This is a genomic window from Geodermatophilus sp. URMC 64 (assembly GCF_053502555.1).
The window spans coordinates 5,189,240-5,210,412 of record NZ_CP199955.1; the positions used below are offsets into that span (position 1 = coordinate 5,189,240).

At 74.2% G+C, this 21,173-nt stretch carries 21 protein-coding genes; 6 read left to right on the top strand and 15 right to left on the bottom strand.

Going from position 1 to position 21,173, the window contains the following annotated elements; translation table 11 throughout:
* Positions 1-55: 55 nt before the first annotated feature.
* Positions 56-442 carry a RidA family protein gene (locus tag ACWIYF_RS25400; RefSeq protein WP_448625600.1) on the top strand — a complete coding sequence of 129 codons (387 nt, stop codon included), beginning with the start codon at positions 56-58 and terminating at the stop codon, positions 440-442.
* 13 nt (positions 443-455) lie between these two features.
* Here ACWIYF_RS25400 and rlmB read toward each other — a convergent pair whose 3' ends face one another.
* From rlmB to ACWIYF_RS25425, 5 genes are read right to left on the bottom strand one after another with little or no spacing between them, the layout of a single operon-like run.
* Positions 456-1,418 carry a 23S rRNA (guanosine(2251)-2'-O)-methyltransferase RlmB gene (gene rlmB / locus ACWIYF_RS25405; protein ID WP_448625601.1) on the bottom strand — a complete coding sequence of 321 codons (963 nt, stop codon included), beginning with the start codon at positions 1,416-1,418 and terminating at the stop codon, positions 456-458.
* A complete protein-coding gene (gene cysS, locus ACWIYF_RS25410; protein WP_448625602.1) occupies positions 1,418-2,821 on the bottom strand; it encodes a cysteine--tRNA ligase in 1,404 nt (467 codons plus the stop codon). Before cysS ends, rlmB begins: the two co-directional genes overlap by 1 nt.
* Complete coding sequence (gene ispF, locus ACWIYF_RS25415; protein ID WP_448625603.1) at positions 2,818-3,315, bottom strand: 2-C-methyl-D-erythritol 2,4-cyclodiphosphate synthase; 498 nt, start codon at positions 3,313-3,315, stop codon at positions 2,818-2,820. Before ispF ends, cysS begins: the two co-directional genes overlap by 4 nt.
* A complete protein-coding gene (ispD, locus tag ACWIYF_RS25420; protein WP_448625604.1) occupies positions 3,312-3,974 on the bottom strand; it encodes a 2-C-methyl-D-erythritol 4-phosphate cytidylyltransferase in 663 nt (220 codons plus the stop codon). Before ispD ends, ispF begins: the two co-directional genes overlap by 4 nt.
* Before the next feature lie 41 nt (positions 3,975-4,015).
* Positions 4,016-4,498, bottom strand: coding sequence for a CarD family transcriptional regulator (locus ACWIYF_RS25425; RefSeq protein WP_097206868.1), 483 nt, complete (start codon positions 4,496-4,498; stop codon positions 4,016-4,018).
* A 121-nt stretch (positions 4,499-4,619) separates the two neighbouring features.
* On the opposite strand from ACWIYF_RS25425, the gene ACWIYF_RS25430 reads away from it, so the two are divergent.
* Positions 4,620-5,477 (top strand): UbiA family prenyltransferase, encoded by an 858-nt coding sequence (locus tag ACWIYF_RS25430; RefSeq protein ID WP_448625605.1) that lies wholly within the window; start codon positions 4,620-4,622, stop codon positions 5,475-5,477.
* Positions 5,478-5,481: 4 nt separating this feature from the next.
* Here the strand turns inward: ACWIYF_RS25430 and ACWIYF_RS25435 are convergent, their stop codons facing one another.
* Both ACWIYF_RS25435 and ACWIYF_RS25440 read right to left on the bottom strand, forming a co-directional pair.
* A complete protein-coding gene (locus tag ACWIYF_RS25435; protein WP_448625606.1) occupies positions 5,482-6,441 on the bottom strand; it encodes a hypothetical protein in 960 nt (319 codons plus the stop codon).
* Positions 6,438-7,043, bottom strand: a complete 606-nt coding sequence (locus ACWIYF_RS25440) for an RNA polymerase sigma factor (protein WP_448625607.1) — start codon at positions 7,041-7,043, stop codon at positions 6,438-6,440. The genes ACWIYF_RS25435 and ACWIYF_RS25440 overlap by 4 nt, the downstream gene beginning before the upstream one ends.
* Positions 7,044-7,238: 195 nt before the next feature.
* Here ACWIYF_RS25440 and ACWIYF_RS25445 point away from each other — a divergent pair, with 195 nt between their 5' ends.
* The 3 genes from ACWIYF_RS25445 (at position 7,239) to disA (ending at position 10,534) form a co-directional block, all read left to right on the top strand.
* The gene (locus ACWIYF_RS25445) at positions 7,239-7,910 is read left to right on the top strand and encodes a hypothetical protein (protein WP_448625608.1); all 672 of its coding nucleotides are present in this window, start codon (positions 7,239-7,241) and stop codon (positions 7,908-7,910) included.
* 64 nt (positions 7,911-7,974) lie between these two features.
* Positions 7,975-9,345 carry a DNA repair protein RadA gene (gene radA, locus ACWIYF_RS25450; RefSeq protein ID WP_448625609.1) on the top strand — a complete coding sequence of 457 codons (1,371 nt, stop codon included), beginning with the start codon at positions 7,975-7,977 and terminating at the stop codon, positions 9,343-9,345.
* Positions 9,346-9,448: 103 nt separating this feature from the next.
* A complete protein-coding gene (gene disA, locus ACWIYF_RS25455) occupies positions 9,449-10,534 on the top strand; it encodes a DNA integrity scanning diadenylate cyclase DisA (protein ID WP_448625610.1) in 1,086 nt (361 codons plus the stop codon).
* A 116-nt stretch (positions 10,535-10,650) separates the two neighbouring features.
* On the opposite strand, the gene ACWIYF_RS25460 is transcribed toward disA, so the two are convergent.
* Positions 10,651-11,343, bottom strand: coding sequence for a MucR family transcriptional regulator (locus ACWIYF_RS25460; RefSeq protein WP_448625611.1), 693 nt, complete (start codon positions 11,341-11,343; stop codon positions 10,651-10,653).
* 76 nt (positions 11,344-11,419) lie between these two features.
* On the opposite strand from ACWIYF_RS25460, the gene ACWIYF_RS25465 reads away from it, so the two are divergent.
* Entirely contained in the window at positions 11,420-12,301 is an 882-nt protein-coding gene (locus ACWIYF_RS25465; RefSeq protein WP_448625612.1) for an A/G-specific adenine glycosylase, read from the top strand.
* Positions 12,302-12,419: 118 nt separating this feature from the next.
* On the opposite strand, the gene ACWIYF_RS25470 is transcribed toward ACWIYF_RS25465, so the two are convergent.
* From ACWIYF_RS25470 to panD, 7 genes are all read right to left on the bottom strand, one after another.
* Complete coding sequence (locus tag ACWIYF_RS25470) at positions 12,420-14,948, bottom strand: ATP-dependent Clp protease ATP-binding subunit (protein ID WP_448625613.1); 2,529 nt, start codon at positions 14,946-14,948, stop codon at positions 12,420-12,422.
* A 393-nt stretch (positions 14,949-15,341) separates the two neighbouring features.
* Entirely contained in the window at positions 15,342-15,692 is a 351-nt protein-coding gene (locus ACWIYF_RS25475; protein ID WP_448625614.1) for a histone-like nucleoid-structuring protein Lsr2, read from the bottom strand.
* Positions 15,693-15,863: 171 nt separating this feature from the next.
* Positions 15,864-17,360, bottom strand: coding sequence for a lysine--tRNA ligase (lysS, locus tag ACWIYF_RS25480; RefSeq protein WP_448625615.1), 1,497 nt, complete (start codon positions 17,358-17,360; stop codon positions 15,864-15,866).
* Positions 17,361-17,373: 13 nt separating this feature from the next.
* A complete protein-coding gene (locus tag ACWIYF_RS25485; RefSeq protein WP_448625616.1) occupies positions 17,374-18,192 on the bottom strand; it encodes a type III pantothenate kinase in 819 nt (272 codons plus the stop codon).
* A gap of 3 nt (positions 18,193-18,195) precedes the next feature.
* Positions 18,196-19,104, bottom strand: coding sequence for a carboxylating nicotinate-nucleotide diphosphorylase (gene nadC / locus ACWIYF_RS25490; protein ID WP_448625617.1), 909 nt, complete (start codon positions 19,102-19,104; stop codon positions 18,196-18,198).
* Positions 19,101-20,765 (bottom strand): L-aspartate oxidase, encoded by a 1,665-nt coding sequence (locus ACWIYF_RS25495; protein WP_448625618.1) that lies wholly within the window; start codon positions 20,763-20,765, stop codon positions 19,101-19,103. The genes nadC and ACWIYF_RS25495 overlap by 4 nt, the downstream gene beginning before the upstream one ends.
* Complete coding sequence (gene panD / locus ACWIYF_RS25500; protein ID WP_448625619.1) at positions 20,762-21,169, bottom strand: aspartate 1-decarboxylase; 408 nt, start codon at positions 21,167-21,169, stop codon at positions 20,762-20,764. The genes ACWIYF_RS25495 and panD overlap by 4 nt, the downstream gene beginning before the upstream one ends.
* Between the last annotated feature and the right edge of the window lie 4 nt (positions 21,170-21,173).

Below are 21,173 nucleotides of genomic sequence, written 5' to 3' on the forward strand. Positions count from 1 at the left end.
CCCTCGCCGCGGGACCGCGGAGCTCCCGGGGGACGGACGCTCTACGGTCGCGCGCATGACCTCGCCCGTGCACACCGACGTCCCCGGGATGCTGCCCGGCCTGTTCCCCTACTCGCTCGCCGTCCGCGTCGGGGACACGGTTCGGACGGCGGGCATCGTCGGCATCGACTACACGTCCGGCCGCCCGAGCTCGCTGACCGACTTCCGGACCCAGGTGCGGGCCACGATGGACAACCTCGTCGCGGTGCTGGAGGCCGCCGGCACCTCGGCGGAGCGCGTGTACGAGACCCGGTGCTATCTCACCGACATGGGCCGCTGGGACGAGTTCAACGGCATCTACAGCGAGTACTTCACCCCGCCGATGCCGATCCGCACCACGATCTCCTGCGGCCTGGTGCCGCCGTTCCTGGTCGAGGTCTCCGCGGTCGCCCGGGCCGGCTGAACCGCGCGCGAGTTCAGCGGCGGGCGGCGGCTGCCTGGTACAGAGCGATGCCGGCGGCGACGCTGACGTTCAGCGACTCGGTGTCGCGCGAGATCGGGATCCGGACGACGACGTCGCAGCGCTCGCGCACCAGCCGGGACAGCCCCGCTCCCTCCGCGCCCACGACCAGTGCCACGGGATCGGCGAAGCCGTCGTACTCGTGCAGCTCGACGTCCCCGTCGCCGGCCAGGCCCACGGTCATCAGCCCGGCGTCCTGGTAGCCGGCCAGTGCCCGGGCCAGGTTCACCGCCCGCGCGACCGGGAGCCGGGCGGCGGCGCCGGCGCTGGTCCGCCAGGCCGAAGCGGTCATGCCGACCGCCCGGCGCTGCGGCACGACGACGCCGTGCGCGTCGAACGCGGCTGACGAGCGCACCACGGCGCCGAGGTTGCGCGGATCGGTGACGCCGTCCATCGCCACGATGAGCGGCGGCCGGCCGGAGTCGTGCGCGGCGGCGAGCAGGTCGTCGGGGTGCGCGTACTGGTAGGGCGGGACCTGCAGGCCGATGCCCTGGTGCAGGGCGCCGCCGGACATCCGGTCGAACTCCGCCTTGCCCACCTCGAGCAGCGGCAGCCCGCGGTCGGCGGCCAGGTGCAGCGCCTCGGTGATCCGCTCGTCGGTGCCGCCGCGCGTGGTCTCCCCGGTCACCACGTACAGCGCGGTCGCCGGGATCTGCGCCCGCAGCGCCTCCACCACCGGGTTGCGGCCCAGGAGCAGCTCGGGGGCCTCCTCGGCGCGCTGGCGCTGGCGGGCCCGGTCGGCCCGCTGCCGGGCGTCGGCAGCCGCCCGGCGCTGCGCGGGGTGGCCGGGGCGCATCTCGGCCGGCGGCGTCGCCCCGCGACCGGCCAGCGCCCGGCGCCCCTTGCCGCCGGTTCCGGCGGTGGCGCCCTTCTTGCCCGTGCCGCTGCGCGCCCCGCGGCGCTGGCTGTTGCCGGCCATCAGCGGGCCAGCTCCCAGCGCGGCCCCTGCGGGGTGTCCTCGACGAGAACGCCCAGGGCGGCGAGCTGGTCGCGGATCGCGTCGGCGGCGACGAAGTCCTTGCGGGCCCGGGCCGCCTGGCGCTGCTCGAGCGCCAGGGCGACCAGCCCGTTCGTCACCCCGGCGAGCTTCTCGTCGGCACCGCCCGCCCACTGCGGGTCGAGCGGGTCCAGCCCGAGGACGGCGAGCATCGCCCGCACCGACCCCAGCGCCCCGGCGACGAGGGCATCGTCGCCGGCTGCGAGAGCGGTGTTGCCGGCGCGCACGGTCTCGTGGATCGCGGCGACGGCGGCCGGCGTGCCCAGGTCGTCGTCCATGGCCTCGACGAACTCGGTGCAGAGGACCGCCTTGCCGGCGTCCTCCCCGACCCGTTCGACGGCCCGCTTCACGAACGACTCGATCCGCTGGTAGCCGGCCGCGGCCTCGGCGAGGGCCTCGTCGGTGAACTCGACCATCGACCGGTAGTGCGGGGCGACCAGGTAGTACCGCAGCTCCACCGGGCGCACCCGCTTGACCACCTCGTCGATCAGGGCGGTGTTGCCCAGGGACTTGCTCATCTTCTCGCCGCCGAGGGTGACCCAGCCGTTGTGCAGCCAGTACCGGGCGAACCCGTCGCCGGCCGCGCGCGACTGCGCCTGCTCGTTCTCGTGGTGCGGGAAGCGCAGGTCCAGACCGCCGCCGTGCACGTCGAACTCCGGACCCAGGTAGCGCTCGGCCATCGCCGAGCACTCCAGGTGCCAGCCGGGCCGGCCGCGGCCCCACGGAGTCGCCCAGGAGGCCGTGTCCGGCTCGCCGTCCTTGTGCCGCTTCCACAGCGCGAAGTCGCGCGGGTCCCGCTTGCGCTCGTCGGTGTCGGTGTCGGCGGCCGGCTGCAGGTCCGCCAGCCGCTGGCCGGTCAGCGCCCCGTACTCGGGGAACGAGCGGACGTCGAAGTAGACGTCGCCGTCGACGGCGTAGGCGTGCCCGGCGTCGATCAGCCGCTGCATCAGCTCGATCATGTCGGGCACGTGGCCGGTCGCGCGGGGCTCGTAGGTCGGCGGCCGCACCCCGAGGACGTCGTAGGCCCGGGTGGAGGCGCGCTCGTTCTCGTACGCCCACGCCCACCACGGCACGCCGTGCTCGCCGGCCTTCGCGAGGATCTTGTCGTCGATGTCCGTGACGTTGCGCACCAGCGTGACGTCGAGGCCGTGCCCCTGCTCCAGCCACCGGCGCAGCACGTCGAAGACGAGCGCCGAGCGGACGTGGCCCACGTGGGGCGGCCCCTGGACGGTGAGCCCGCACACGTACATGGAGGCCCGCCCTGCACGCAGGGGCGTGAAGTCGCGCACGGCACGCGCGGCCGTGTCGTACAGGCGGAGGCTCACCGCTCGGAGTCTACGGACGCCGTCCTGACCACCAGCGCGGTCGCCACCGCGGCCCGCCCCTCGCCGCGGCCGGTGAGCCCGAGCCCGTCGGTGGTCGTGGCGCTCACGCTGACCGGCGCCCCCAGCGCGGCCGACAGGGCCGCCTCCGCCTCGGCCCGCCGCGGACCCACCTTCGGCGTCGGCGCGATCAGCTGCACGGCCGCGTTGCCGACCCGCCAGCCCGCCGCGGCGAGGGTCTCCCGGACGTGCTCGAGGACGGCGACGCCGGAGGCGCCGGCCCAGCGGGGGTCGTCGGTGCCGAGCAGGCCCCCGATGTCGCCCAGCCCCGCGGCGGAGAGCACGGCGTCGGTCAGCGCGTGCGCGGCGACGTCGCCGTCGGAGTGGCCGGCGCAGCCGTCGGCGCCGGGCCACTCCAGCCCCGCGAGGAAGCACCGGCGGCCGGCCTCGATCGGGTGGACGTCCGTGCCCAGCCCCACCCGCGGGAGCTCGGTCACCTGCGCGCCTGCAGTTCGGCCAGCGCCAGGTCGTGCGGCACGGTGACCTTGGCCGCGCGCTCGTCGCCCTCCACGGTGTGCACCGGCACGCCGGCGGCGCGCACGACGGCGGCGTCGTCGGTGAGCTCGGCGTCGTCGGCGAGCGCGGCGTAGGCAGCCACCAGGGTGGTTCGGTCGAACCCCTGGGGGGTCTGCACGCGGCGCAGCGGCGCCCGGGGGACGGCGTCGGTGATCAGGCCGTCGCCGTCCACGACGACGGTGGTGTCCACGACCGGCAGCACCGGGACGACCGCCCGGGCCCCGCCGGCCAGCGCGGCCAGCACGCGGGCCACGACGTCGGGCGGCGTGAGCGGCCGGGCGGCGTCGTGGACCAGGACGGCGTCGGCGCGCTCCCCCGCCGCGGCCAGCGCGGCGCGCACCGAGGCGGTCCGGGTGCTCCCGCCGCCGACGAGCCGGACGTCGGTCGGCAGGACGGTCGCGAAGGCGGCCTGCTCGTCGGCCGGCACCGCCACCACGACGTCGTCGACCCCGCCGCCGCGCAGGGTGTCGACGGCCCAGCACACCAGGGCGCGGCCGGTCAGCGGGACGAGCGCCTTGGGGCGATCGGCCCCCAGACGCAGACCACTCCCGGCCGCTGCGACGATGCCGACAGCGTGCACGGGAGTGGTCGGGAGGTGCGGTGCGAGCTCGCCGGGCGAGCTCAGCTGGCGAGGACCTCGTCGAGCAGGACCTCGGCCTTGTCCTCGTTGGTGCCCTCGGCGAGCGCGAGCTCGCTGACCAGGATCTGGCGGGCCTTGGAGAGCATGCGCTTCTCGCCGGCGGACAGACCGCGGTCCTTGTCCCGGCGCCACAGGTCACGGACGACCTCGGCGACCTTGTTCACGTCACCGGAGGCGAGCTTCTCGAGGTTGGCCTTGTAGCGGCGCGACCAGTTGGTCGGCTCCTCGGTGTGCGGGGCGCGCAGCACCTCGAAGACCCGGTTCAGCCCCTCCTGACCGACGACGTCACGCACGCCGACGATCTCTGCATTGTCGGCCGGCACGCGCACGGTCAGGTCGCCCTGGGCGACCTTCAGCACGAGGTAGGCCTTCTCTTCGCCCTTGATGACGCGCTTCTCGATCGCCTCGATGAGCGCCGCACCGTGGTGCGGGTAGACGACGGTCTCGCCGACAGTGAAGCCCATGTGTGTGTGACCCCTTTCGCTGCCTCCAGACTATCACGGAAGACTGTCGGGCGGATCGGCCTGCGGCCGTAAATCTGCAGGTCAGAAGGCACATCAACTGGTCGAGAGGGGTTGACACGGCGTGGTCGATGTGCCTGCCGGGCGGCCGGGACCCCTGGCGACGGCGCGCGGCCTGGTGCTCGCGACGCACGCCGGACCGGCCGCCGCGGTGACCCTCGTCGCCACGCTCCTGGCGGTCGCCGCGGGGGTCGGACCGGGGCGCACCGTCCTGCTCTGCCTCGCCGTCCTCGCAGGTCAGGCGTCCATCGGGTGGAGCAACGACTGGCTCGACGCCGACCGCGACCGGGCCGTCTCCCGGGCCGACAAGCCGGTCGTCCAGGGGGCGGTGAGCCCCCGGCTGCTGCGTTCGTGGGCGCTCGGCGGGCTCGCGCTCGCCGTCGTCCTGTCGCTCCTGCTCGGTCTCGTCCCCGGGCTCCTCCTGCTGCTGCTGGTGGCCAGCGGCTGGGCCTACAACGCCGGGCTGAAGCGCACCGCGCTGTCGGGCGTGCCGTACCTCGTCGGGTTCGGCGCCCTCCCGGCGGGCGTGGTCGCCGCGGCGCCGGGGACGCCGGTCGCGCCCTGGTGGCTGGTCGGCGCGGGCGCGGCGCTCGGCGGCGCGGCCCATCTGGCCAACGTCGCCCCCGATCTGGAGGACGACCTGGCCACGGGGGTCCGCGGGCTGCCGCACCGGCTGGGCGCGACCGCCTCCGCCGTGCTGGGGGCGGTCCTGCTGGGGACGGCGTCCCTGCTGCTGGTGCTGGGGCCGCCCGGAACGCCGACGACGGCGGGCTGGGCCGGGTTGGTCCTGGCCCTGCCCGCCGTCGTCCTCGCGGCGCTGGCCGGTACGGCGCGCTGGCGCCGCCTGGCCTTTCCGGCGGTGATGCTGCTGACCGTGCTCGACGTCGTCCTGCTGCTCGCGGGCGGCGCCGCCGTCAGCTAGCGCCTCAGCGGTTGCCGCGGCCCGAGTTGCCGTGGCCGTTCCCGTTGCCGCCGGCGTTGCCGTTCCCACCGGCGTTGCCGTTGCCGTTGCCGGAGTTGCCCCGGACGGTCGTGGTGGCCGTCTCCTCCGGAGTCACCTCGGCCTCGGGCTCGGCGCTGTCCACGTCGGACTCCTCCGCCGGGGCCTCGGGCGTCGCGGTGTCGTCGTCCACGGGCCACTCGACGTGCTTCCGGTGGGCCCACTCGCTGATGGTCGCCCCGTTCGCGTACCCCTCGCGGGCACCGGCGCTGACCCACGCACCGAAGGACGGGTAGCCGTCCGGACCCTTCTCCCACTCCTCCCGGGACAGCTGCTCGTCCTCGGCCGCCACCGGCTCCTCGACGGCCTGGGTGTCCTCGGTGTCCTCGGCCTCCGGGGCGACCACGTCGTCCTCGGTCGGCGCGGGCTCCTCGGTGGTCAGCTCCTCCTCGGAGGTCGCGTCGTCCGCGGCGGGGACGTCCTCCGGGTCGGTCGCCTGGACGCCGACCGTCTCGGCGACGGTCGCGAACCCGTGCTGCAGCGGGTCGGGGAGGACGCCGGCGGACCCGGCGCCGGTGAAGGCCACCAGCACGATGCTCGCGCCAGTGGCGGCCTGGGCCACCGCGCCGGCGGAGAGGAACTTGGCGATGAGGGCGGGGATGAACATGGCGAAACGTCTCCGTCTCCGGTTCCGGGACCGCGACGGGTTCCCGGCCGTGGGGGCCGTCCTGGTGGACGGGCTCGACTGGTCGGTGAGAAGACCGTCGGCGAACAGATCGGCGAGGGCGGCGGAGGGCCGTCCGGGCCGGTCCGCCGTCGCCCGGACCGCCTCCGTGAAGGCGGCCAGGCCGTCGGACCGGCCGGCCGCCCCCGTGGGGGCGGGCCGGCCGGCGAGGGCCGCCTCGAAGGCGTCCTCGACGGCTGCGTCGTCGGCTGTTCTGGTCATCTCGCCCCCGTCATCGCCGGGCGGGCCGACAGGGGTACGCCGCGCCGGGAAGTTTTTTCCGTCGAGGTGTCGAGGCGGTCCCGCAGCGTGCGCAGGCCGCGTCGCTGCAGTGCCTTGACCGAGCCCACGGAGCGGTCCATCACCTCGGCGACCTGCTCGACCGTGAGGTCGGCGAGGATGCGCAGCAGCAGCACCGACCGCTGGTCGGTGGGCAGTCCCGCGCAGAGCTCGTGCACGGTCTCGGCGCCGACCCGCAGCAGGACGTCGTCCTCCACGTCGCCGCCCGCGAGCTCGACCAGGTCCCCCGGGTCGTCGGCGAGCTGGGGCCGGCGGCTGCGCCGCCTCCAGTCGTCGAGCAGCCGGCGGTGGGCGATGGTGAAGACCCACGACCGCAGCCCGGCCTCGTCGCCGCTGAACCCGGCCAGGCCGGTGAAGACGCCGAGGAAGGTCTCGCTGGCCAGGTCGTCGGGCTCGGCGGCGCCGTGCAGCCGCAGGTAGCCGGTCACGGCGGGCGCCAGGTCGCGGTAGAGCTGTTCGAACGCCCAGCCGGCGCCGACCTGCGCCGCGGTCAGGACGCCGTCGAAGGCAGGCCCGATCGCCATCCGTCCTCCCCAGGTCCGAGTCGTGCTCCCCCTTCCATCGGCGGGTCCGCACCGGAACTGGAGGACGGCGACGCGGCGCCCCTTCCCTGCGGGCGGCGCCCGGAGGTCGACCGTTACGCTCGGCCCCATTCGGGAACTGATCCCGTCGTGCCACCGGCGCCGGTGGTCCGCACGTCCCCTGGGAGGTCGACGGCTGTGAACCGCGCACTGCGCGCCGCCACGGTGGGTGTCCTGCTCTTCACGCCGGTGGCGCTCTCCGCGTGCAGCGCCGGCCAGGTCAACCAGACCTCGACCCAGCTGCGCGACAAGGTCGGCCCGTCGGCGATCGTCGGCGACCTCGAGCTGCGTGCCGTGCAGCTCGCCTACCCGACCAGCGGTTCCTACTCCGCCGGGGACGACGCCGAGCTCAACATGGCCGTGGTCAACGACGGCGCCGAGGACGACGCCCTCACCGGGATCAGCGGCACCGGCTTCGAGCGGGTCCGCGTGACCGGCTCCTCCACCGGCACGGGAGCGCCCGCGTCGCCGACCGCGACCACCTCCGCGGCACCGACCAGCGCCTCCGGCGGCCAGCGAGCCCTGAACATCACCGTGCCGGCCGACTCGACGCTCTTCCTCGGCCAGAACGGCCCCACGGTGACCCTCGTCGGGCTGAGCGGGGAACTGACCCCGGCCCAGACGATCGAGCTGACCTTCACCTTCCAGCGCGCCGGTGACATCACCCTCCAGGTGCCGGTCGCCGTCCCGTCGAGGGAGGTCGCCCGCGGCAGCGCGTTCAACTTCCACGAGGAGGAGAACGAGGGCGACGAGCCGGGCAACGAGGCCGCCGGCGGCATCCCCAGCCAGCGCGAGGAGGGCAACGGCTGACGCCGTCCTCCCCCTTCCCCGTCGCCTCCCGGGGACTGTCGGACCCCGGCGTTACCGTCGGCGAGTGCCACCTGCCGGAGTGAAGTCCCGTCCCGCCCACCGCTGCACCGAGTGCGGCTACGGCTCGGCCAAGTGGGTCGGCCGCTGCCCCGAGTGCCAGGCCTGGGGCACGCTGCAGGAGGTCGGCGCCCCGGCGTCGCCGCTGCGGGCGGTGGCGGCCGGTCCGGTGTCCGCGCCGGCCCGCCCGATCGCCCAGGTCGACCTGGCCGAGGCGCGGGCCGTGCCCACCGGCATCGAGGAGTTCGACCGGGTCCTCGGCGGCGGGCTCGTGCCCGGTGCGGTGCTGCTCGTGGCCGGCGAGCCGGGCGTGGGCAAGTCGACCCTGCTGCTCGAGGTGGCCCACCGGGTCGCGGCCACCAACGGGCCGGCGCTGGTCGTGTCCGGCGAGGAGTCCGCGGCGCAGGTGCGGCTGCGGGCGGAGCGCATCGGCGCCCTGCACGAGCGGCTCTACCTCGCCGCGGAGACCGAGCTGTCCGCCGTCCTGGCGCACGTCGAGGACGTCGACCCCACGCTGCTGGTGCTCGACTCCGTGCAGACGGTGCGCTCCCCCGCGGTCGACGGCACCGACGGCGGGTCCACCCAGGTCCGCGCGGTGGCCAGCGGGCTGACCGGCGTCGCCAAGGCCCGCGGGATGACCACGATCCTGGTCGGGCACGTCACCAAGGACGGCGCGATCGCCGGGCCGCGGGCGCTCGAGCACCTGGTGGACGTCGTCATCTCCTTCGACGGCGAGCGGCACTCCACGCTGCGGCTGATCCGGGCGGCCAAGAACCGGTTCGGTCCCGCCGACGAGATCGGCTGCTTCGAGATCGGCGACGCCGGGGTCGTGGGCGTGCCCGACCCGTCGGCGCTGTTCGTGTCCCGCCGCGCCACCCCGGTGCCGGGCAGCTGCGTCACGGTCACGCTCGAGGGCAGCCGCCCGCTGCTGGCCGAGGTCCAGGCGCTGGTCGCTACCTCCGGCGGTGGCGGTTCGCCGCGCCGGGCGGTCAGCGGCCTGGACTCGCAGCGGGTCGCGATGGTCAACGCCGTCGTCGAGCGCCGGGGCGGGGTGCGGCTGGCCGACGCCGACGTCTTCGCCGCCTCGGTGGGGGGCGTGCGCATCGCCGAGCCGGCCGCCGACCTCGCCCTCGCGCTGGCGATCGCCTCCGCCGCCAAGGACCGCCCGCTGCCGCAGGGCGTGGTCGCGCTCGGCGAGGTGGGCCTGTCCGGCGAGATCCGCCGCGTGGGCGGCACCGGCCGCCGGCTGGCCGAGGCCGCCCGGCAGGGCTACCGCGTGGCGCTGGTGCCCGAGGACGCCGGAACGGCGCCGCCCGGGATGCGGCTGATCGAGGTGCCGGACCTCGGCACCGCCTTCGCCCGGCTGTTCTCCGACTGAGCCGGCGTCGCGCCGCACACGTCCGCGGGGTCCCGAGCCCGACTCTCCGCCGTTCGTGCACGTAGACTCAGCCGCCGCAACGTCTCGACCGTCAGGAGCGCTCGTGCCCGCCGCTGTGGACCCCGAGGTCGCCCTGCGGGAACTCCTCGGCCGCATCGCACCGGGGACCGCGCTGCGTGACGGGCTCGAGCGGATCCTGGCCGGCCGCACCGGCGCGCTGATCGTCCTGGGCTACGACCGCGTCGTCGAGTCGCTGTGCACCGGCGGGTTCGCCCTCGACGTGGCGCTGTCGGCCACCCGGCTGCGGGAGCTGGCGAAGATGGACGGCGCGGTCATCGTCTCCTACGACGGCACCCGGATCGTCCGCGCCGGCGTGCACCTCATGCCCGACCCGACCATCCCCACCGAGGAGTCGGGCACCCGGCACCGCACCGCGGAGCGGGTGGCGATCCAGACCGGCTTCCCGGTGATCTCGGTCAGCCAGTCGATGCACATCATCTCGGTGTACGTGGCCGGCCGGCGCTACACCCTCGAGCACCCGACCACGATCCTGGCCCGCGCCAACCAGGCCCTGGCCGCCCTCGAGCGCTACAAGCTGCGCCTCGACGAGGTCGCCAGCACCCTCTCGGCGCTGGAGATCGAGGACCTGGTCACCGTCCGCGACGCGATGAGCGTCAGCCAGCGGCTGGAGATGGTCCGCCGGATCGCCGACGAGATCGAGGGCTTCGTCGTCGAGCTCGGTACCGACGGCCGGCTGCTCGCCCTGCAGCTGGACGAGATGCTCGCCGGCGTCGAGGAGGACCGCGGCCTGCTGGTCCGCGACTACCTGCCCGGCGGCGGCCGTCGTCCGCGGACGATCGACCAGGTGCTCACCGACCTCCGCGCGCTGTCGGCCACCGAGCTGCTCGACCTCTCGGCGGTCGCCCGCTGCTACGGCCTGCCGACGTCCCCCGACGCGCTGGACTCCCCGGTCAGCCCACGCGGCTACCGGTTGCTGGCCCGCGTGCCGCGGCTGCCGACGGGGATCATCGACCGGCTGGTCGACCACTTCGGCGGGCTGCAGAAGCTGCTGGCCGCCACCATCGAGGACCTGCTCGCCGTCGAGGGCGTCGGCGAGGCGCGGGCCCGCGGCATCCGCGAGGGGCTGTCCCGGCTGGCCGAGACCTCGATCCTCGACCGCTACAGCTGAGGACGGCCTCCCTCCAGGGGCCCGCCGCGAGCTTGCGAGTGGCGGGGAGGAGGGAGGTCCTTCTGCCCGTCCTCCTCAGCCCTCGCAAGCTCGGGCCGAGCCTCTGGACGGGGCCTTCAGAGGATGGTGAAGGGCGCGTCCGGGCTCACCGCGGTGTCCAGCCGGCCCCGGACCACATAGGCGCCCGGCGCGAGCGGCGCCCGGGGCGCGGTGCAGGTCGGCTCGCTGGACAGCCCGCCCCACACCACCGGGAACGTGACCACCTCACCGGGCGCGAGCGTGCGCAGGTCGCTGCTGATCTCCGGGAAGCAGTCGTTGCTGCCCCAGACACGTGCGCCCGCGCCGTCGAGGAGCACGAGCTCCTGCAGCTGCTTGTCCAGGGCCCGGACGCAGGGGACGGGCGAGGTGTTGGTGACCGCCAGCTCGAAGGTGGGCTTCCCGCCGACCGGGGCACTGCCCGGCGTCCGCACCTCCAGCCCGATCATGTCGTCGGTGCACGGCCCGCCCGGTGCCGGCGGGGGCGGCGCGGGTGGCGGGGTCTCCTCGGCCGGCGGAGCCGTCGTCGTCGCCACGGTCGGCGTCCGGACGCTGGCCAGCGACGGGAGCACCCGCTCCAGCGCGGGGACGGCGATCGAGGTGCCCGCCGGGCGGGTGGACGACGCGGTCGCCGTCGCGTCGGTGATCCGGCCGGTGGCGACGGCCCAGCCGGTCCATCCGCCGCCGCCGAGGACGGAGAGCACCAGGGTGAGCGCCAGGGCGCGTCGCCGCCAGTAGACGGCGGCCGGGAGAGGGCCGACCGGGTGCAACACGCCGGGAACGGTAACGGCCGGGCCGGACCGGACCGCTCCGGCGCGCCGCTGCCGGGGAACGGCACACTGGACCGTCGTGGACACCCCGACGAGCGACACCGGCGAGGTCCTCGTCGACTGGTACGCCACCGCCGCGCGCGACCTACCGTGGCGCCGGCCGGGCGTGGATCCCTGGGCGGTGCTGGTCAGCGAGGTGATGCTGCAGCAGACCCCGGTGGCCCGCGTGGAGCCGGTCTGGCGGGCATGGATGGCGCAGTGGCCCACCCCCGCCGCGCTGGCCGCGGCGACGCCGGCGGAGGTGATCCGGGCCTGGGGCAAGCTGGGCTACCCGCGGCGGGCGCTGCGGCTGCGGGAGACCGCCGTCGCGCTCACCGAACGGCACGGTGGCGCGGTGCCCGACGACGTGGCCGCCCTGGAGGCGCTTCCCGGCATCGGCACCTACACGGCCCGCGCGGTGGCCTGCTTCGGGCACGGGCGCCCGCAGCCGGTGGTCGACACGAACGTGCGCCGGGTGGTGGCCCGGCTGGTGCACGGCCGCGCCGAGGCCGACACCGCGCGGGCGAGCGACCTCGCCGACGTCGCCGCGCTGGCCCCGGCGGACCCGGCGCGGGCGGTGCGCTTCTCGGTCGCGGCCATGGAGCTCGGCGCGCTCGTCTGCGTGGCCGGGACGCCCCGGTGCGCCGTCTGCCCGGTGCGCGACCGCTGCGCCTGGCGGCTGGCCGGCTGCCCGCCGCACGAGGGGCCGCCGCGGCGGGTGCAGAAGTTCGCTGGCACCGACCGGCAGGTGCGCGGGCGGCTGCTGGACGTGCTGCGCGCGGCGGCGCACCCGGTGGAGGCGGCGGAGCTGGACGCCGCCTGGGACGACGCCGTCCAGCGGTCCCGCTGCCTGGACTCGCTGCTGGTCGACGGCCTGGTCGAGCAGACTCCCGACGGCCGCTTCACCCTGCCGCGGAGTTGACCATCGGCAATTGGCTGCACGACACGCCGTCAGTGGCAGCCAGTCGCCGATGATCACGGCTGGAAACGACAGAGGCCGCCCCACCCGAGCGGGTGGAGCGGCCTCTGTGCCTAGCGGGTCACTCGGCCTTGGCGGCCGGGCCCTCCTCGTCGCCGCCCGAGAGGGCGACCGGCGGGGTGTCGGGCACGTCGATCGGCTTGGCCTCGCCGCGGAAGGTGAACTTCGCCTCGGCGCCCTCGCCCTCGATGTCCACCACCACGATCTGGCCGGCGGCCAGCTCGCCGTAGAGGATCTTCTCCGACAGCGCGTCCTCGATCTCCCGCTGGATCGTCCGGCGCAGCGGCCGGGCGCCCAGCACCGGGTCGAAGCCGCGGTGCGCCAGCAGCTTCTTGGCCGGCTCGGTGACCTCGAGCGCCATGTCCTTGTTCGACAGCTGGGTCTCCACGCGAGCGAGCATGAGGTCGACGATCCGGATGATCTCGGCCTCGGTCAGCTGGTGGAACACGACGATGTCGTCGATTCGGTTGAGGAACTCGGGCCGGAAGTGCTGCTTGAGCTCGTCGAACACGCGGGTCTTCATGCGCTCGTAGTTCGACTGCGTGTCGTTCCCGGCCTGGAAGCCGAGGCCGACCGCCTTCGAGATGTCCCGCGTACCGAGGTTGGTCGTGAGGATCAGGATCGTGTTCTTGAAGTCCACGATCCGGCCCTGACCGTCGGTGAGCCGGCCGTCCTCGAGCACCTGCAGGAGCGTGTTGAACACGTCCTGGTGCGCCTTCTCGATCTCGTCGAAGAGCACCACCGAGAACGGCTTGCGCCGCACCTTCTCGGTCAGCTGGCCACCCTCGTCGTAACCGACGTAACCGGGAGGCGCACCGACGAGACGGGAAACGGTGAAGCGGTCGTGGAACTCGCCCATGTCGATCTGGATGAGCGCGTCGTCGTCACCGAAGAGGAAGCTCGCCAGTGCCTTCGCCAGTTCCGTCTTACCGACACCCGAGGGGCCGGCGAAGATGAACGAACCGCCCGGACGGCGCGGGTCCTTGAGGCCCGCACGCGTGCGCCGGATCGCCTGGCTGACGCTCTTGATGGCCTCTTCCTGGCCGATGATCCGCTTGTGGAGCTCGTCCTCCATGCGGAGCAGACGCGTGGTCTCCTCCTCGGTGAGCTTGAAGACGGGGATACCGGTCCAGTTGGCCAGCACCTCGGCGATCTGCTCGTCGTCGACCTCGGCGACGACGTCCATGTCGCCGGCCTTCCACTGCTTCTCGCGCTCGGCCTTCTCGCCCAGGAGCTGCTTCTCCTTGTCACGCAGCGACGCGGCCTTCTCGAAGTCCTGCGCGTCGATGGCCGACTCCTTCTCGCGGCGGATGCCGGCGATCCGGTCGTCGAACTCGCGCAGGTCCGGCGGGGCGGTCATCCGCTTGATCCGCATCCGGGCGCCGGCCTCGTCGATCAGGTCGATCGCCTTGTCCGGCAGGAAGCGGTCGGAGATGTACCGGTCGGCCAGCGTCGCGGCGGCGACCAGGGCGCCGTCGGTGATGCTGATCCGGTGGTGCGCCTCGTAGCGGTCGCGCAGGCCCTTGAGGATCTCGATCGTGTGGGTCAGCGTCGGCTCGCCCACCTGGATCGGCTGGAAGCGCCGCTCGAGGGCGGCGTCCTTCTCGAGGTGCTTGCGGTACTCGTCGAGGGTGGTGGCGCCGATGGTCTGCAGCTCGCCACGGGCCAGCATCGGCTTGAGGATGCTGGCGGCGTCGATCGCGCCCTCCGCGGCACCGGCCCCGACGAGGGTGTGGATCTCGTCGATGAACAGGATGATGTCGCCGCGGGTGCGGATCTCCTTGAGGACCTTCTTCAGCCGCTCCTCGAAGTCACCGCGGTAGCGGGAACCGGCGACCAGCGCGCCGAGGTCGAGGGTGTAGAGCTGCTTGTCCTTCAGCGTCTCGGGCACCTCGCCCTTGACGATGGCCTGGGCCAGGCCCTCGACGACGGCGGTCTTGCCGACGCCGGGCTCGCCGATGAGGACCGGGTTGTTCTTGGTCCGCCGCGACAGGACCTGCATGACCCGCTCGATCTCCTTGCCGCGCCCGATGACCGGGTCGAGCTTGGAGTCGCGCGCGGCCTGGGTCAGGTTGCGGCCGAACTGGTCGAGGACCAGCGAGGTCGACGGCGTGCCCTCGGCGGGGCCACCGGCTGCGGCCGGCTCCTTGCCCTGGTAGCCCGAGAGCAGCTGGATGACCTGCTGGCGGACGCGGTTGAGGTCGGCGCCCAGCTTCACGAGGACCTGGGCGGCGACGCCCTCGCCCTCGCGGATCAGGCCGAGCAGGATGTGCTCGGTGCCGATGTAGTTGTGGCCGAGCTGCAGCGCCTCGCGCAGCGACAGCTCGAGCACCTTCTTGGCCCGCGGGGTGAAGGGGATGTGCCCGGACGGGGCCTGCTGGCCCTGGCCGATGATCTCCTCCACCTGCTGGCGGACGCCCTCCAGCGAGATGCCGAGGGACTCGAGCGCCTTGGCCGCGACACCCTCACCCTCGTGGATCAGGCCCAGGAGGATGTGCTCGGTGCCGATGTAGTTGTGGTTGAGCATCCGGGCCTCTTCCTGGGCCAGGACGACGACTCGGCGGGCTCGGTCGGTGAACCGTTCGAACATCTGCTGCTTCTCCTCTGACCGGCTGGTCCGGCTCGTTCTCCCCGGTTGCCCGGGGGGAACATCCGACTGGAGTCGGCGCGCTGGCGCACCGGTCATTCCACTGTAGTCACGGACCACGCCGTCCCGTCGGCGGAAGCCCTGGGACGGTGGGTGGCTGTCCGGTCCAACCGATGCTGGCGCAGAGGTGTTCCGCCCGTGTTACGCCGTCAGCGGACACGCCGCCGACGCGCCGGACGCCGTCCATCCCCTCCCGCCCGCCCCGCCTACCCCTCGGTAATGCCGACGGCCCGGCTTCCCCGAAGGGGAACCGGGCCGAAGGTGACCTGCCGGAACGGCCGCCCCGTCCAGAGGCTCACCCTGAGCTTGCGAAGGGTGAGGAGGACGGGGTGTTTTTCAGTGGGCGGCCTCGTAGGCCTCGACGACGCTGGCCGGGATGCGGCCGCGGTCGCTGACCTGGTGGCCGTTCTTGCGGGCCCAGTCGCGGATGGCGCCGGCCTGCTCGCGGTCCATGCGGCCACCACCGGTGGCACGCGAGCGGCCCCCGCCCGAGGCGCGGCCGGCGGCGCGGCCGACCTTGCGCGCCGCCTGGACGTAGCGCGAGAAGACGTCGCGCATCTCCTTGGCGTTCTTGTCCGACAGGTCGATCTCGTAGTTGGTGCCGTCGAGGGCAAAGCTCACGGTCTCGTCCGCGGAGACGTTCTCGTCGAGGTCGTCGCTCAGGATGACCTGAACCTTGCGCGCCATTCGTTCCTCATTTCGTCGAGCCGCCCGGGCGGGGTCAATTCCACCCGGGTCGGGGTGCGGCTCATTCCACCACAACTCCCGACCATTTGACCAATGTCCGGGCGTGGCGTCACTTGAGAGAATGAAGATTCCAGCCTTCGGACGACGAGTTTCGGAACGCACAGCGTTCTCTCAGGTGGAAAGCGGGCGCACCAGAGGGAAGAGAATGGTCTCGCGGATGCCGAGGCCGGTCAGCGTCATCATCAACCGGTCCATGCCCATGCCCATGCCACCGGTCGGCGGCATGCCGTACTCCAGCGCTTCCAGGAAGTCCTCGTCGAGCACCATCGCCTCGGGATCACCCGCCGCGGCGAGCGCCGCCTGGGCGCTGAAACGTTCCCGTTGCACCACCGGGTCGACGAGTTCGGAATAGGCGGTGGCGCGTTCCACGCCGCCGATGTACAGATCCCACTTCTCGGCCAGGCCCGGCGCGCTGCGGTGCGCCCGCGTGAGCGGCGAGGTGTCGACCGGATAGTCGACGACGAAGGTCGGCGACTGCAGCGTGTGCTGGACGAGCGCCTCGAAGATCTCCTCGACCACCTTGCCGGGCACCCATGCGGGGTCGACGCCGACGTCGTGCCGCTCGGCGACGGCGCGCAGCTTCTCGACCGGCGTCTCGGGGGTGATCTCCTCCCCCACGGCGTCGGAGACGGCGGTGTAGAGGGGGATCTGGGGCCAGACGCCGGAGAGGTCGACCTCGGTGCCGTCGTGGTGACGGGCGACGTGGTCGCCGAACAGCGCGGCCGAGCACTCCTGGATCAGCTCGCGGGTGAGCGTGGCCATCACCTGGTAGTCGGCGTAGGCCTGGTAGCACTCGAGCATCGCGAACTCGGGCGAGTGCGAGCTGTCGGCGCCCTCGTTGCGGAAGTTCCGGTTGATCTCGAACACCCGGTCGAGCCCGCCGACGATGCAGCGCTTGAGGAACAGCTCCGGCGCGATCCGCAGGTACAGGTCGAGGTCGAAGGCGTTCATGTGGGTGCGGAACGGCCGCGCCGCCGCGCCGCCGTGCACCGTCTGCAGCATCGGCGTCTCGACCTCGAGGTAGCCGCGCGCGGTGAGCCCGGACCGCAGCGTCCCCATCACCGTCGCGCGCTGGCGGACGGTCCGCCGCGCCTCGTCACGGACGATCAGGTCGACGTAGCGGCGGCGGACCCGCAGTTCCTCGCTCATCGGCTTGTGCGCCACCGGCAGCGGCCGCAGCGCCTTGGCGGTGAGCTGCCAGCGGTCGGCGAACACCGACAGCTCGCCGCGGCGCGACGTCCCGATCTCGCCCTCGACGAACACGTGGTCGCCGAGGTCGACGTCGGCCTTCCAGGCGGCCAGCGAGTCGTCCCCGACCCGGTCGAGGGAGAGCATCACCTGCAGCTCGGCGTCGCCCTCGCGCAGCGTCGCGAAGCACAGCTTGCCGGTGTTGCGGACGAAGATCACCCGCCCGGTGACGCCGACCCGCTCGCCGGTCATCGTGTCGGGCTCGAGGTCGGAGTGCTTCTCCCGGACCTCGGCCAGCGTGGCCGTGCGGGGCACCGCCACCGGATAGGGATCGACACCGGCCTCGCGGAGCCGGTCGAGCTTGGCGCGGCGGACGCGCAGCTGTTCGGGTAGGTCGTCGCCGGGGGGTTCATCGGTCATGACGCCGCACAGCCTACGGGGAGGCCGGACGCTGGGCGGGCGGGTGACGGACAGCCTGATGCCGTTCGAAGGCCAGCCGCAGCCCGTGCACGGTGAGGTCGGGCTCGCGCTCGCCGATCGACCGGCAGCTGTCGACGACCACCGGCGAGAGCCCGCCGGTGGCGACGACGACCGGGGCGGCCCCGAACTGCGCCACGATCTCGGCCGCGATCCGGGCGACCAGGCCGTCGACCAGCCCGGCGAACCCGAGCACCAGTCCCGACTGCAGCGCGGCGACCGTGTTCTTCCCGATCGCCTGCGGGGGCACGGTCAGCTCGACCGAGCGCAGCTGCGCGGCCCGGGTGGCCAGCGCGTCCAGGCTCACCTCGACCCCGGGGGCCAGTGCGCCGCCCAGGAACTGCCCGTCCGGGCCGATGGCGTCCACGTTGGTCGACGTGCCGAAGTCGACGACGACCACCGGTCGGCCGCGGCCGTCGGGCCAGCGGCCGAACAGCTCGTGCGCGGCCAGCGCGGTGACCACGCGGTCGGCGCCCACCTCGCGGGGGTTGTCCACGTGCAGCGGCACGCCGGTGCGCACCCCCGGCCCGATCAGGACGACGGGCACCTCGAGGGAGTCGAGCAGCTGGCGCAGGGTCGGCAGCAGCGCGGGCACCGTCGAGCAGGCCGCCACCCCGGTGATCTCGGCGTCGCGCAGCAGGCCGCGCCAGAGCATGCGCAGCTCGTCGGCGGTCGCCCGCGGCTGCGTCGTGACCCGCCAGCAGCCGACCCGCCGGGCGCCGTCGAAGGTTGCGAGGACGGTCTGGCTGTTGCCGACGTCGACGGTGAGGAGCATCCGTCACCCGGCCCGCAGGTCGAGGGCGAGGTCGAGGATCGGCGAGCTGTGCGTCAGCGCGCCGACGGACAGGTAGTCCACGCCCGTCCCGGCGACCTCGCGGGCGACCGCCAGGGTGAGGCCGCCGGTGGCCTCCAGCTCGGCCCGCCCGCCGACCTGCTCCACGACCTCGCGCAGGACGGCCGGAGGCATGTTGTCGCAGAGCAGGAAGTCGGCACCGGCCGCCACGGCCTCGACCGCCTGCGCGGGGGTGTCGACCTCGACCTGCACGGTGACCTTCGGGGCGCGCTCGCGCACCGCGGCGACCGCGGCGGCCACCGAGCCAGCGGCGGCGACGTGGTTGTCCTTGATCATCGCCACGTCGTAGAGGCCCATGCGCTTGTTCTCGCCGCCGCCGCAGCGGACGGCGTACTTCTCCAGCGGCCGCAGCCCCGGCGTCGTCTTGCGGGTGTCGAGGACCCGCGCCTTCGTGCCCTCGACCGCGTCCACCCAGGCGCGGGTGTGCGTGGCGATCCCGCTCGCCCGGCTGGCGATGTTCAGCGCGCTGCGCTCGGCGGCCAGCAGCGCCCGCACCGGGCCGCGGACGGTGAGCAGCACGTCGCCGCGGCGCACGCGGTCGCCGTCGGAGGCGACGCCGGTCAGGGTGGCGCCGGGTGCCAGCCGGAGGAACACCCGGGCGGCCACCGGCAGGCCGGCGACCACGCCGTCCGCCCGGGCCACCAGGTCGGCGGTGCCGAGCTGCCCGGCCGGGATGGTGGCCGAGCTGGTGACGTCGTGGGCGACGGCGAGGTCGGGCGGGCCGGGCAGCGGCGCGCCGCCGGTGAGGTCCTCGGCGAGGGTGCGCTCGACGAGCTCGGCCACCCAGGCCTCGGACAGGCCGGTGCCGGTCAGGTCGGCCGGGTCGCCGCTCACCAGCCACCTCCGACGGGCGCGCCGACCGGGCGGCGGGTGAGGTGCATGCGGCCGTCGTCGTCGAGGCGGACGTCGACGTGCACCCGCCACGCCTCCTCCGTGCCGGGGTGGTCCTCGCGCCAGTGGCAGCCGCGGGTCTCCTCCCGGGCGGCCGCGGCGGCGGTCAGCGCGCCGGCCACGGTGAGCAGGTCGGTGGCCTCCCAGCTCTCGACCCCGGGCCGCAGCGGGCTCAGTCCTCTGGCCAGGGCCGCCAGGTCCGCCGTGGCCCGGCTCAGCCCGGCGCCGTTGCGCAGCGCGCCGACGTGCTCCGACATCGTCCCGGTGACGCGGTCGCGGCCCGCTGGGTCGAGCAGTCCGGACGTCGACGGCTCCTCCGCGCGCGCCGGCTCCGGCGGCGGCAGCTCCCGGGCCAGCGAGTCGCCGATGCGCGCGGCGAAGACCAGCCCCTCCAGCAGCGAGTTGGAGGCCAGCCGGTTGGCCCCGTGCACGCCGGTGCAGGCGACCTCGCCGCACGCGTACAGCCCGGGCACCGTGGTGCGTCCGGACAGGTCGGTGGCCAGGCCGCCGGAGGCGTAGTGGGCGGCCGGGGTCACCGGGATCAGCTCGGTGACCGGGTCGATGCCGGCCGCCCGGCAGCTGGCCACGATCGTCGGGAACCGCTCGGCCAGATCGGGCACGTGCCGGGCGTCGAGCCAGACGTGCGGCACGCCGTCGCGCAGCTGGATGCGGGTGATCGCCTTGGCGACGACGTCGCGCGGGGCGAGCTCGGCCATCGGGTGCACGGCGGTCATGAACCGCTCGCCGGCGCCGTCGACCAGCACCGCGCCCTCGCCGCGCAGCGCCTCGCTGACCAGCGGCTGCTGCCCGCGGGCCCCGGGGCCGCGGTACAGGGAGGTGGGGTGGAACTGCACGAACTCCAGGTCGGTGGCGACCGCACCGGCGCGCAGGCCGAGCGCGACGCCGTCCCCGGTGGAGACCGACGGGTTGGTGGTGGCCGCGTACACCTGCCCCATGCCGCCGGTGGCCAGCACGACCGCGCGGGCGCGGACGGCGCCGACGCCGTCCTCGCTGCCCTCCCCCAGCACGTGCAGGGTGACCCCGGCGGCGCGGCCGTCGGTGTCGCGGAGGAGGTCGAGCACCATCGCGTGCTCGACGAGGGTGATGCCGGGATCGGCGTGCACGGCGCTGCAGAGCGCGCGCATCACCTCGGCGCCGGTCGCGTCACCGCCGGCGTGCACGATCCGGTTCGCCGAGTGCCCGCCCTCGCGGGTGAGCAGCAGGTTGCCGAGGTGGTCCCGGTCGAAGGCAGCGCCCCAGCCGATCAGCTGGCGCAGCCGCTCCGGGCCCTCGTGCACCAGGGCGTCGACGGCCGCCGGCTCGCAGAGGCCCACTCCCGCGACGAAGGTGTCGTGGGCGTGCGCCTCCGGGCTGTCGGACGGGTCGAGGACGGCGGCGATCCCGCCCTGCGCCCACCGGGTCGACCCGTCGTCCACCAGGACCTTGGTGACGACGGCGACCGACAGCCCGGCCGCCCGCGCGTGCAGGGCGACGCAGAGCCCGGCCACCCCGGAGCCGACGACGCAGACGTCCGCGGAGAGCTCCCAGCCCGGGGCGGGAGCGGCGAGCCGGAGCGGAAGGCCGGTCGCGGTGAGTGTCGTCACCCCCGGATCGTGTCGCCCCGCACCTGCCCGAGTACACCCGGGGAGGGCGCGGCGGGGTCTCCGCCCAGCTCGACGATGCGGTTGGCGCCGTCGACGTGCACCACCTTGGGGATGTAGCTCTTCGCCTCGGTCTCGTCCATGACGCCGTAGCTGATCATGATCACCAGGTCGCCGGGGTGCACCAGGTGCGCCGCGGCACCGTTGATGCCGATCACGCCGCTGCCCCGCTCACCAGGGATGACGTAGGTCTCCAGGCGGGCGCCGTTGGTGACGTCGACGATGGCCACCTGCTCGCCGGGCAGCAGGTCGGCGGCGTCCAGCAGGTCCTCGTCGATGGTGACCGAGCCGACGTAGTGCAGGTCGGCCTGGGTCACCGTCGCGCGGTGGATCTTGGACTTGAGCATCGTG